Origin of the sequence: Micromonospora sicca, from assembly GCF_003172935.1 — a bacterium.
GTDB classification, from domain to species: Bacteria; Actinomycetota; Actinomycetes; order Mycobacteriales; family Micromonosporaceae; genus Micromonospora; species Micromonospora sicca.
This window is the reverse complement of sequence record NZ_QGKS01000482.1, coordinates 1-11,612: the sequence shown is the minus strand read 5'-3', so window position 1 is coordinate 11,612 and position 11,612 is coordinate 1. Positions and strand designations below refer to the sequence as shown.

Here is an 11,612-nt window from a genome sequence, read left to right as displayed (position 1 = left end):
GCACGACGCCGCCCGATCCCGCCCCGACCACCACGATGCCGCCCGACCCCGAGCCGACCCTGGCCCCAGCTTCCAGCTCCTCCGGTCTGGACTCCGGGAGTGGCGTGCTCATCGTGGGGCTGGGTGGCGTGCTGGTCGGCTCCGTAGTCGGCTCCGCCGCAGCCTTCCGGCTCCGCCGCAGGCGCACGGAGTAGCAAGGCTGGCCTAACGACTCGGGGGGTGTCCTGCGGGGCGCCCCCCGAGTCGTTGCTGCATGGTCAGCGTCAGCACCGCGACGCGGATCTCGTCGAGCCAGGGCCCGCCGCCGTACCGCAGCTGCAAGCCGACCCGCCGCGCGGTCGACACCTCGAACACCACGACGCCGGGTGGCTCGCCGCCGACGACGGGCGACGGGTCCTCCTCTCCCCCGCCCGGCGTCTCCATGATCACTCCGGAGCGAGCTGGTCTTCCGGCGCCGGAGTCGGATCCGCCGGCGGCGCGGCAAGCAGTTGCCCGACTCGCTGCCGAGTGAGCCCGGTCCGGTCGGCAATCTGGCTGTGGTTCAGCCCGTCGGCGACCATCTCATCCATCGCCTCCCGCCGGATCCGGGACAGGTAGCCGATCGACTGCTGTCGGACGTTGATGAGCTCACCGGCCCGGACCGCACGCTCGGCAGGGTCGCGGATCTGTTCCACCTCGGCGTCGCGATCGCCACCCTTGGCCTCTCGCCCACGGCGCCGCCGCGGCTGCTTCCCCTCTTCCTGCTCCGGCTGTTCCAGCCTGTGCACCCGCAAACCGACGTGGCGGCCGCGCATGGCCATCTTCGTGTCGTAGGTGACCAGCCGGACGGGCCGGCCGGGCACGGCAACAGCCCGGTCGACGATCTCGTCATCGTTGCTGGGCAGCCGGACGTGGCCCGGCGGATCGAGGAGTACCTCGACGGTCACCATGCCGCGCGCCTTCTCCTCGACGGAGAAGTCCTGCGCCCGGATCACTCCACCCTGCTCTAGCGTGATGCGGTCGATGTAGGCGACGGAGTAGCCGGCGCGGTATCCCCGCTCGGCGCCCTGCCGCTTGCCCTTGTCGAGCTCGTCGACCACGACCAGGGGCACGATGATGCGGACGTCCTCGAAGCCGAGGTACAGGTCGCCGGCGAGGTCCCAGGCCTCGATCTTTTCGGGGTGCTCCATGTAGACGTTGGTGTCGAGCACGAGGAGTTCCCCGGGCCGCTCGAACCGCTTCACCTGCTCGGCGAGGTCGTCGAGCGCGGCCTGGAGGACGCTCACCCGTTCGTCCAGCTGGGTCGAGACCAGCCCATGGATCAGCCGAGCCCCCACCCTCTGATCGCCGAAGGAGCCAGCCGCCGAGAGCACCACCTCGTAGCTCTTGAGCGGCACCAGGTAGTCCAGCTCAGCCGGCCGGACCTGGTGGCGGAGTTGCCGCTGTGCCTCGTGGCACCAGTCGAGGTAGGCGAGGGCGCGCGAGAGCGCGTCGGGCGGGCCGCCGCTGCGGAGGTTCGCGACCGTCTCGTGAACCTGGGTCAGGACGGAGCGGAGGGCCTCGCGGCTGCTGCCGGGTAGTGGCGTGATGAGCACGGGCAGATCCTTCCCCCGACGGCCGGGCCGCGCCACCCTGAAAGGCTGCGGCTCGCAAGGCCCATTCGTTGTGGTGGATCTTCGCCCGTGTCGGCTCCGCTCTCCCCCACGATGATCTGAGGGGGCGAAGATGAGGAGTGCTCACAGCCGGCGCGGGCGGTGAGCCCGGCCAGGCGCCGGGCCAGCGCGGCGGCGGGCCCCGTGCTGCGCCGGCCGGTCGCGCCGATGCTCGCCACGCCGGTCGACGCCGTGCCAGAGGGCCCCGACCTGATCCACCAGCCCAAGTGGGACGGGTGGAGGTGCATCGCCTTCCGCGAGACCGATGGGGTGTACCTGCAGTCGCGAGCCGGCCGAAACCTCACCGTGTACTTCCCGGACATCACCCGGGCCGTTCGGACGCTCCCGCCCGGAGTGGTGCTCGACGGGGAGCTGATCGTGTTTCAGCGCGGTCGGACGAACTTCGCGCTGCTCCAGCGGCGAGTCACCGCCGGCCGCGGTCTGCTCAGCCTGGTCCACGAATGCCCGGCCCACTACGTGCTGTTCGATCTGCTGGCCGACGCCGACGCCGACGCCGGCGGCGAGGTGATCCTGGACCTGCCGCTCTCGGAGCGCCGGGCCCGGCTCGAGCAGCTGCTCGTCGACGCGCCGACGCAGCTGACCCTGACCCCGGAGACGACCGACATGCGGCAGGTCGCGGACTGGCTGCTGAACTGGACCGTCGCAGCGGGCATCGAGGGCGTGGTCACCAAGCGGCTGACCAGCAGGTACGAGATGGGCAGGCGTGGCTGGTCAAAGTTCCGGACCCGGCTCGTGACCGAGGCGATCGTCGGCGGGGTGACCGGCAGCATCCGCAGCCCTGTCACCGTGCTGCTCGGCCGGTTCGATCGGCGGGGCCGGCTGCGGTACACCGGGCGGACCCACCCGCTGACCGGCGCCCAGCGGGAGGAGCTCGGCGGGATGCTGTCTCCGCTGCACCCTCTGCAGCACCGCCGTGCCGCCGTGGTGCACCCGTGGCCGGAGCCGTTGCCGGCGTCCTGGTCGGGGCAGTTGGAGCGGCCGGAGCCGCTGCGGTACGTGCAGGTGGAGCCGACGGTGGTGGCGGAGATCGACGCCGACGTGGCGTTCGAGCACGGGCGGTGGCGGCATCGGGTGCGGTATGCGCGGGCCCGGCGGGACATGTCGGTGTACGACGTGCCGCTGCTGCTCGGCGAGGAGGAGGGCTACTTCGGCGAGGCGTAGCCAGCCGGCGGATACCGAACGGCCCCGTCGCCTGGTTGGCGACTGCTACGGTCCGGGCCATGACTCGCGTCCACCGCTACGCTGCTGCTTTCGCCCTGGTGACCGTCCTTGCCGGATGCGGCGGTGGGCCGGAGAAGCCCGCTACGACCAGCGGCACCCTCGCGCCCACATCGGCGGCCGCCGCCTCGTCGACGCCGACGGCATCGCCGTCAGCCAGCCCGATCCAGGACGGCATGCTCGCCCTCGGTAAGACCTTCACGTTCGAGAACAACACCATGACCACCACGGTGCTGCGGTACAAGCAGCCGATCGGCGAGGCCGGCGATGGCGCCCTGAAGAAGGGCGAGGCGCTCGGTGGGCTCGAGGTGAAGACCTGCAACCTGGCCACCGCGAGCAAGCCGCAGCAGGTGAGCGTCGCACCTTGGTCGCTGGCATGGTCGGACGGCACGACCACCAGCACCTACTGGTCCGGCGTCGTGTCTGCCGAGTACCCGTACGACCCCAAGACCCTCAAGCCGGGCCGGTGCGTGAAGGGGTGGGTCGTCTTCACGGTGCCCGCGAAGGGCAAGCCGTCCGTGGCGGCGTACGAGGGGCAGGCCAACGAGGGTCAACCGGCTGAGTGGAAGCTGAGCTGACGCGGGCACGGCTAGGCCCCGCCCACTTCTCGGTGGGCGGGGCTTCCCGTTGCCGGCGTACGCTGCCCGCCAGCCATCAGCTGGCGGGCAGCGTACGGGCGGCTACTGGAGTCGGGCGTTGGCCTGTGCGGCGGCGGTCGACACCTCGAACACGACGACGCCCCGGTCCCTCGCCGGCGGCGAGGGTGACGGCTCCTCCGCCTCTCCCCGCCAGGCGTCTCCATGATCACTCTGCAGCGGGCCGGCCCTCGGCCACCAGGGTCTTGTCCGCTGGCGGCCGCGGCGAGCAGCTGCTTTCGGTGCTGGTTGCCGCTGATCGGTCATCCACCGCGCCGGCCCGCGCCTGGCGGGCCGGACGGAAGCTGGCCGGTCAGGCGTTGGGGCCGTCGCCAGCTGTCGCGTTGCTGGTGCCGCTCCTCACCGGCTCCACCCGCGCGCTGGTGAGGCTCTGCCGGTACTCCAGGGCCTCAGGCACCTCGTCGTACTGCAAGAGGTTGCCGGTCAGCTCGAGCAGGTGCGTCTTGGCCTCCTGAGGGGTGACGTGGAAGAACTCGCGGCGCTGGTTGACGAGGTTCACGCGGCGGTCCGCCAAGCGGGTGTGCATCTGGGTCTCGATGCCGACGGCGTCCTCGGAGAAGAACAGGGCATGCACGTCGAAGTTAAACGGGACCGAGGCGTCGCTGAGCTCCCGCACCCGGTCGAGCGGGTCAAGCCGCCGGGTCATGCCGATCTTCACCATGCTCTCGCCGAACGCCCCGATGTTGGAAATCACGTAGACGTACCCGGCGCGAACGTTCGCGGCCCGATAGTCCACGGCCTCCGCCGCCGCCTCGACCTCGACGAGGCGTTCCTCCATCTGGGCCACGCCCTCGGCGTCACCCTTGGCCCGAAGGGCGGCGAGCGCATTGACGTAGTGCTGCCTCTCCTTCTCCAGGCGTGCGCGCTCGCGCTCGATCTCCTGCTGGACCTTCCGCTCCTCGCGCAGGCGCGCCTTCTCCTCCCGCTCCCGCTCCTTCTCCTCGGCAACCTTCGCCAGGTAGTCCGCGGTGAGCTCGAGCTCCTTCCTGCGCAGGCGGTGGTAGTCCTTGGAGATCCGGATGTCCATCGACTTGCCCAGACGCGCGATCGTTTCCGCCACCTTGTTCAGGCGTTCGATGGCCGAGTCCAGCTTGTAGGGCTTGAGGCCGCGGACCAAGTTGTCGGCCTCGGCGTTGTAGGCGCGCAGGATGAGCTTCGAGTAGTCCCGGACCATGGCCCGTCCTTTGGCCTCGGAGCCGGAGATGGTTACGCGGGTGTCCGCCTGGACGGCGCCGCCATCCTTCATGGCCATAGCCTTGATCCGGTCCTGGACGGTCGCGAGCTTGCCCTGGTAGGCGACGGCGTCGGTCAGCGGGTGCCGGTACTCGTACACCCCGACCTCCTGCAGCAGCACGGTCTCCTCGGTGACGACCACCTGCCGGCTCAGCGTGCCCAATCGCTGGTCGAGCTCGGCTGTCTGCTGCGTCAGCCGGTCGCGGTACTGCTCCAGCTCGATGGCGGCCATCTGCCCCAGCCGTTGCATCTCGGACTGCAGACGGTCGCGCTCGGCTCGCAGCTGGGTGACCTCGCCCTGTCGCTGGTCCAGCTGGCCCTGCAGCCTGGTTGCCTCGGCATGCCACGAATGGAGCTTGTCTCGCAGCTGCGCGTTCTCGGCGGCCAGCTCCCGCGCCTTGCCGCGGGCCCCGAGGAGCGGGATGTCCTCGTTGATCCAGAGCTGCCACTCAGGAGGCGGAGGGCCCCATGCCGGGTCCGGCGTCCAGCCAGCCGGGGGTGTCCAGCCGGCCGGGGCCGGGGGCCAGTTCGGCGGTGGGTTGTATCGCATCGTCATGGGGGTCGTGTGTCCTTTCCGGCTGCCGCACACCAGTCAGCCACCGCGCCGGCGCGCTCGTGGCGGGACGGACGGAAGCGAACTGATCAAGCGTGGTGGCCTTCGATGAACAGGTCAATCAGCCGCAGGTGCTTCGGGGTAAGGCCGACGTGCTGAGGCGGGCAGACCGTTAGCACCTTCCCAGCGAGCGCAGTGGCGCGTCGCGGCCGCGCCACTTCACCCGCCAGCGCAGGGCGGGTGTCCCCGCTGCTCGGTACATTGGGGCGGCGCGAGTGAGCGACCCGAGCGAGGCGACGTAAGCGTCCCCGCTCGGAAGGATCCGGCTCATCATGAAGACCCGTCCCGCCGCCGCGTCCGCGGCGCAGCTGTGCGCCAACTGCCTGGTCCTGGTCGGCCGGCACAGCGACACGTGGCGGCACACCGCGATCCTGGACCGCAGCCGGTACGAGGTGTGCGAAAGCCCCTCCCCGGCCGGGCGGCGAAGGTGTCCGAGGTGGAGCGCGGGCACGGGCAACCGGTCGGGGGGTCGCGGTGAGTCTGCTGTCGGATCGGGGCCTGTTCGCGGAGATCACCGCTGGCGGGCTGGCCCTGGACCCGTTCGAGCCGGAGCTCATCCAGCCCAGCTCGGTCGACGTGCGCCTGGACAACCGGTTCCGGGTCTTCAACACCCACCTCTACACGCACATCGACCCGTCCGTGCAGCAGGACGACCTGACCAGCGAGGTGGTGGTGCCGGAGGGGCAGCCTTTCGTGCTGCACCCGGGCGAGTTCGTGCTGGGGTCGACGCTCGAGGTGGTGTCGCTGAGTGACCGGCTCGCGGGCCGGCTCGAGGGCAAGAGCTCGCTGGGCCGACTGGGGCTGATGACGCACTCGACCGCGGGGTGGATCGACCCGGGCTTCTCGGCGCACGTGACGCTGGAGCTGTCCAACGTGGCGAACCTGCCGATCGTCCTGTGGCCGGGGATGAAGATCGGGCAGCTGTGCGTGTTCCGGCTGTCGTCGCCAGCGGCGTATCCGTACGGGTCGGCGGTGTACGGGTCGCGGTACCAGGGGCTGCTGATCGAGTCGCCCGCCACCCCGCCGCCCGCCGGTTGGACGCCGCAGACCGTCATCGCCGCCGACGAGACCTACTCCGCCACCGGCGTGTTCGCCCTGACGCCCGGCCCGGACGGCGCGCTGCTGCCCGGAGTTGGTCCGCCGCACGCCCGCCATCGGCAGCCAGCCAGCCGCGCCGTGACGGGCAGCGGGTGATGGGATGGGTACGATCCGGCGATGACCGATTCGGATGGACACGAGCCGATCCGTGTTCCCGCGCTATTTCAGTTGGGCTGGTACCGCTGGCTGCCGCTGTCCGCGATGGACTTCGAGCACCTCCTGCACCGCTTCCCCGACCTAAGCCGGCGCGAGGCCGTGCAGGCGCAACGCGTATGGGATGCCCGCCGTGCCGGCGTCGATCTCGACAACAACCTGGCACCCGATGTGCTGGCGGACAGCCTGCCCGCAGCGCCGGCGTGGCCGGCAGCGGCTCGGCCGACCGGCGAATCCGGTGATGAGCAGGCGTATGAGGAAGAGCTGGCCGACCAGCAGCGACGCATCGGCGAGTACGACGAGGTGACCACCAGCCTCGGAATCCACCCGGTACGTACGGCCGAGCAGGTGCTGGACCTGATGATCACGCTCGGCCTCATCGAGGTCGAGGCGGCTGACGAGGGCGAGGCACTGCGGCTGGCCGCGAACCCGCCGCTGCCTACCGAGGTCCTGCCGTTGAGCCCGGAGCAGCGGGCGGAGGAGGACAGGCTGCGGTGGCGGTCGCGGTACGGGGCGCTGTCGCAGCGGGTGCTGCGGCTGTTCATCCATGATGCGAGCGGCGGCCTCAGCCGGGTCACGCTGCCGACTTCGCTCGATCGGCTCGCCACCGCGATTGGCTCGGACGCGGAGGACGTACGCCATGCGGTCCAGGTTTTGATCGACGAGGGGGATTTCTCCGCCCAGCGGCAGGGTGCCCCGGTCGACGCCGAGCGGCTGGTCCCTCATCAGCGGTTCGACCTCGTCGTCGATCCGAGCCGGTTCTACGCCGACCGGATCTCCGTACAGCTCAACCGGCCAGTCGAACGCCCCGACGCCTGAGCCGCCCGCTTCGCCGGCCGTTGCGAAAGGCCGCTCGCCAGCGCAGCTCGCCACCGTGCTCGATGACATAGTCACCGCGCAAACTTCGGCGCTGGATTTCGCTGCGGACATGGACCTGGCAGCGGGTGCTCCCGCGCGAGTGTTCGCCGGTCCGCACGGATGGCCGCCGCTCGGCGGCCTACGACAGGGTTGGTCGATGCGCCGAGACCCGGCGAGGACGTAGGGTGGGCGGCGGCAGAAGCGCCTGCCCGTTCCGAGCATCGGTGGCCCACGTCCACTGCCGCGCCGAGGACAAGGTTCTCCGAATCGCGCAGCTTGGTCTCGTCGGTCTTTTCCAGCGGCGAGGCGGACGTGGGGCGTCTCGCGACAGGGAGTGCCGATGACCAGGAACCGTCGCCGCAAGATGGAGATCAGGGCGCAGCAGGCCAGCACCGGCGTGCCGTACCTGGAAGCGATGCGGCAGGCCCTTTCCCCCACCACCGCCCCCACGCCGGCGCCGGTGAGCCCGCAGGTCGAGCTGCGTCCTCCGCTGGCCGCCTGGCGGCGTCCGGTCTACTGCCGCTACTGGGCCGACCTCATCGCCCGGCACGGCGAACTGATCGCGCTGACCATCAGCGACGGTGACGGCTGGTGGGGCCTCGACGACCTGGCGCGTGGCGTGGCGGGCGCGCTGCAGGAGCGGCCGGCTGGTGAGCGGGGAGCGTGGATCGGCATCGGCGGCGGCTACAAGGCGACCAAGCGCGAGCACCTGGCCGGCATCGCCGCGGCGCTCGACGGGGCCGATGCCCTGCGTCGGCTGACCGTCCGCGTCCTGCCGGACCCGGCGGTCTGCGAACACCCGAGCTGCCGCCGCCGACGGGGTGAGCCGCCGATCGAGAAGACCGGCGCCGGGGACCCGCCAGCCCGGCCGGCGGCCCCGCGAGGGGTGATGACCCTGGGTCCGTCGCTGAGCCTCGCCGAGGTGATGGAGGCTCACCCGACGCTGGGCTACGCCGGCTTCCGGGTGTTCGACAGCCGACTGAGCCGGGAGGAGCGGGACCAGCAGTTGCACTTTCAACCGGGAGCATTTGCGTGACGCTGAGCGCCAGGTCCAGGAGGTGCTGGGGTGGCTGCGGGCGAACATCACCCCGATCAAGACCCCCACGACCGGCAGCTACGGGATGAAGCACGTGGTGGAGGACCTGCTGGGCCGTTACGTCAGCAACGGCGAGCTGGTCGCCGCGGCGCTGATGGCCGGGTACCCGTGGAAGGGCCCGTTCGGGCCCAACGCGACGTTCGGGATGCGCAAGAAGGACGTCGACCGGGTGCAGGCGGCCAGGCAGGAGCAGGCCCGGTCAGCGGCCGGCCGGTGATGGAGTGCGCTGGACGTGCATGGTGGCCACGGGCCGGTCACACGTGACGCACACCAGCCGGTAGTGGTCCGTCGCGAGCTTGCAGACCCGTACCGCTGCAAGCGTGCTGCGGGACGCAGCTGAGGAGTTCGGGGATCTGCAGCGGCGGCTGGAGTCAGCGCGTTGCCGGTGGTGCCGTTGTCGCGGGAGATGACCCTGCTGCACGGACCGAATCGTGAAGAGGCCGATGCGGTGACCGGCTACGCCTACCCAGACCCGGCCGAGCACAGGCGCAAAGGGCTGAACGCGGACGGGGCACCCGGATACCGGCCGGCGGCATTGCTCGCTTCGTGGAGTCCGGGCTGGTGCCGGTATCGGCTACCACCGCCGGTGCGTGAGCGGATGAACTGCGGGCGTTCCGGGCTCGTACGCATCCGGCGTCCCTTCAGGGTCAGGAGTCCCACCACTGCGCGATTCGGGCCCCAAGAGGCGCCACGGCGTCGAATCGGGGCCGGTGGCGGAGCTGCAGCAACCTGTCGTGTCTGATCGGGAGGTCAGGGAGGTCGTTCTCGCGGATCCGTACGACGTGGTGGCCGGAGGCGAGGAGATCCAGGGTCTTCATCTCGTCGAGGGTGGTCTTGTCCGCGTGCCAGTACTGGCCGTCGTACTCCACGACGAGGTGGCGCCCGCCGGCGGAGACGAGGGCGTCCACACGCCATGCTGGCCCGTTGACGGTGCGCGGCACCGTTGCACCCTGCCGGGTCTGCGTCCAGTGTGCCCGCAGAGCCTCCACCAGCATGGTCTCCGGGATGGAGGTGCCGGCGGTGGAGCAATGCGGACATCCGGTTCCCGCCGAGCGGGTTCCGACGGACGCCTCCCACTCGTGACTGGCGTCTGCAGGGCACACCCAGCGCACGACGTGCGACGAGTACGGCTTCACGTGAAAGGGGGTCAGCGCGTTGGCCCGATGCCACTGTCGGGCCAGGTCCGGGTCACGTTCCCCCAGGCTGTCCAGTATCGACTCGCAGACCGGGCAGCGGTGACGCGGCTCCGTCAGCCGTTGCTGAGGCGACGCCTGCCACTCGCAACCGCAGCAGGGGGAGAGCCACCAGATTTTCCGGACGGAGAACTCTCCGATGTCGTCGGCGGTCCGCCTGTTGCGCGTGGGGTGCCACTGCGCGGCAAGCTCGGGATGCGCCTCCGCCACGGTCGGAGCCCTAACTACGCTGCAGTGCGGACACCCTGAGGTGTAGTACCGAAACGGCGAGACGCGCGGACGGTGACCGTTCGGGCAGTGCAGCTTGCGCATTGCGTGGTCGCCGAGGAGGAGATCACCAATCGGCTCGTCGTCGCACCAGGCGGCCACGAGTTCGGGCAGGGAATCGATCCGGACGGTGACGAGAGCTGCCGTCTCGGCCTCGTCCTCGGCGCGACATTCATCGCACGCGCGGGTCGAGATCGTCCCATCCGTGCAGGCGACCGCACCCACCTTCGCCTGGAACGCATGGCCTGCTGAACAGAACCACCATGCAAGCAGGTGCGACTTGGCCGTCACCGTCAAGGGCGTTGCCGGTAGATTCGCCTCGATGTCCCAGAACATGCCCACCTCGGGGTGGGTATCGGCCAGCGAACGACGCTGACGACGGTCGGCATCGGGTCTCACCACCGCGACAGTCTGCACCATGCCCGGTTGCCGCGCGGGGACGGCATTGAGCTGCCGAGCATCGCCGGGATGCGGGTACAAGACCGGCTCATCGCCCGGCACGATGGCCTTCCGCGACGACCAACGCATCAAGGCCGCGCGGACCCCGCAGATCCTTCCTACAGTGTCACCGCCAACGCCCAGCGACTTCGATTTCTGGTGGTTCCTCACCTTGCACGCTGAGGCGCTGTCACCACGACAGTGCCCGGCAGCTTGACCACTTCGGTCTTCCGCAGAGGTCACAGCCACTGGCTCAGCGCGTCGTCGCTGGTCAGCGCCCAGTGAGCGCGATCGGCAGTGCACCAGATGACGGCGTCGCAAACCTGCTCCCGGCCGTCGGCCCAGGCGACGCCGCGTGGGGTCAGCCGCTGGAACATCGGCTGCGCGGTGAGGACGCCGCGGTCACGAGCGGCGCGGACGCTGGGGACCATGACGATGTCACCGAGGTCGGACACGCCCTGCGGCGATCCCTGCTGCGCGTGGCGTGTGGCCACGCCGAACAGCACCCGACCGTCGACGTCGTCCGGCATGAACCGCGCCGGGCGCAGGGTGACCCAGGTGGCCTCGGCGACCCGGGACACCTCGGCCAGGATCTGCGCCGCGGAGTTACCTCCGCCGACGATCACGACCCGCTGCCCCCGGAACTGCTCCGGCGAGGTGTAGTGCACCGTGTGCAGCTGCCGGCCGGCGAACTCCTCACGGCCCGGGATGTCGGGCACGTACGGGCAGTCCCACGTACCGGTGGCGGAGATGACGTACCGGGCCAGCCAGCTCCCGTCGTCGGTCTCCACCGCCAGGCGCTCCCCGGCTGGCCGCACCTCGTGCACCCGGACCGGCCGGCGCACCCGCAGGTCGTACCGCTGCTCGTAGGCCCGTAGGTAGTCCACGACGTGCCCGGCGGTCGGGAACTCCTCGCCCTCCTGCCGAGGCATCCCCCACCCCGGCAGCGGGCTGTACTCCGCTGGGGAGAACAACCGCAACGAGTTCCAGCCGTGCCGCCACGCGCCACCCGGCCGCAGCTCGACGGGACAGCCATCCCTAGCAGTACGTCCTGCGCGGCGGCGAGCACCGGCGAGCGTGGACGGGCAGTGCCGGTATCGGCCTCGGGCACGGGCGGGGCCGGGTGGGCAGAGCGGC

General features: G+C 70.6%; 12 protein-coding genes and 1 pseudogene. 8 read left to right on the top strand and 5 right to left on the bottom strand.

The annotated features are described in order from the left end of the window. A partial coding sequence (locus DKT69_RS40450) for a hypothetical protein (protein ID WP_438361906.1) occupies positions 1 to 194 on the top strand: 194 nt, incomplete at its 5' end. A gap of 10 nt (positions 195 to 204) precedes the next feature. Here the strand turns inward: DKT69_RS40450 and DKT69_RS34955 are convergent. Both DKT69_RS34955 and DKT69_RS34950 read right to left on the bottom strand, forming a co-directional pair. Then, a complete protein-coding gene (locus DKT69_RS34955; RefSeq protein WP_146231302.1) occupies positions 205 to 423 on the bottom strand; it encodes a hypothetical protein in 219 nt (72 codons plus the stop codon). A gap of 2 nt (positions 424 to 425) precedes the next feature. Further along, positions 426 to 1,574 carry a PIN domain-containing protein gene (locus DKT69_RS34950; RefSeq protein WP_109805645.1) on the bottom strand — a complete coding sequence of 383 codons (1,149 nt, stop codon included), beginning with the start codon at positions 1,572 to 1,574 and terminating at the stop codon, positions 426 to 428. Positions 1,575 to 1,733: 159 nt separating this feature from the next. Here DKT69_RS34950 and DKT69_RS34945 point away from each other — a divergent pair, with 159 nt between their 5' ends. Both DKT69_RS34945 and DKT69_RS34940 read left to right on the top strand, forming a co-directional pair. Then, positions 1,734 to 2,813, top strand: coding sequence for an ATP-dependent DNA ligase (locus DKT69_RS34945; protein ID WP_236648578.1), 1,080 nt, complete (start codon positions 1,734 to 1,736; stop codon positions 2,811 to 2,813). Positions 2,814 to 2,872: 59 nt separating this feature from the next. Continuing rightward, positions 2,873 to 3,448 carry a hypothetical protein gene (locus DKT69_RS34940; RefSeq protein ID WP_146231301.1) on the top strand — a complete coding sequence of 192 codons (576 nt, stop codon included), beginning with the start codon at positions 2,873 to 2,875 and terminating at the stop codon, positions 3,446 to 3,448. 370 nt (positions 3,449 to 3,818) lie between these two features. On the opposite strand, the gene DKT69_RS34935 is transcribed toward DKT69_RS34940, so the two are convergent. Then, the gene (locus tag DKT69_RS34935; RefSeq protein ID WP_109805643.1) at positions 3,819 to 5,315 is read right to left on the bottom strand and encodes an SNIPE associated domain-containing protein; all 1,497 of its coding nucleotides are present in this window, start codon (positions 5,313 to 5,315) and stop codon (positions 3,819 to 3,821) included. Between the two features lie 537 nt (positions 5,316 to 5,852). Between DKT69_RS34935 and dcd the strand changes: the two are divergent. The 5 genes and pseudogenes from dcd to DKT69_RS34910 form a co-directional block, all read left to right on the top strand. Beyond that, a pseudogene (gene dcd / locus DKT69_RS34925) lies at positions 5,853 to 6,368 on the top strand (dCTP deaminase); the annotation flags it as partial. Continuing rightward, positions 6,345 to 6,566 (top strand): hypothetical protein, encoded by a 222-nt coding sequence (locus DKT69_RS41665; RefSeq protein ID WP_497529441.1) that lies wholly within the window; start codon positions 6,345 to 6,347, stop codon positions 6,564 to 6,566. The pseudogene dcd and the gene DKT69_RS41665, both read left to right, overlap by 24 nt. A 21-nt stretch (positions 6,567 to 6,587) precedes the next feature. After that, a complete protein-coding gene (locus DKT69_RS34920; RefSeq protein WP_109805641.1) occupies positions 6,588 to 7,442 on the top strand; it encodes a DUF6042 family protein in 855 nt (284 codons plus the stop codon). Positions 7,443 to 7,821: 379 nt separating this feature from the next. After that, positions 7,822 to 8,517 carry a hypothetical protein gene (locus tag DKT69_RS34915; RefSeq protein WP_146231300.1) on the top strand — a complete coding sequence of 232 codons (696 nt, stop codon included), beginning with the start codon at positions 7,822 to 7,824 and terminating at the stop codon, positions 8,515 to 8,517. Beyond that, positions 8,510 to 8,794: a hypothetical protein gene (locus DKT69_RS34910; RefSeq protein WP_109805639.1), complete on the top strand. Its 285-nt coding sequence runs from the start codon at positions 8,510 to 8,512 to the stop codon at positions 8,792 to 8,794. The genes DKT69_RS34915 and DKT69_RS34910 overlap by 8 nt, the downstream gene beginning before the upstream one ends. A 430-nt stretch (positions 8,795 to 9,224) precedes the next feature. Here DKT69_RS34910 and DKT69_RS34905 read toward each other — a convergent pair whose 3' ends face one another. Further along, positions 9,225 to 10,646, bottom strand: a complete 1,422-nt coding sequence (locus DKT69_RS34905; RefSeq protein WP_146231299.1) for a zinc-ribbon domain-containing protein — start codon at positions 10,644 to 10,646, stop codon at positions 9,225 to 9,227. A 68-nt stretch (positions 10,647 to 10,714) separates the two neighbouring features. Continuing rightward, positions 10,715 to 11,407 carry an NAD(P)-binding domain-containing protein gene (locus DKT69_RS34900; protein WP_109805637.1) on the bottom strand — a complete coding sequence of 231 codons (693 nt, stop codon included), beginning with the start codon at positions 11,405 to 11,407 and terminating at the stop codon, positions 10,715 to 10,717. Positions 11,408 to 11,612: the final 205 nt, after the last annotated feature.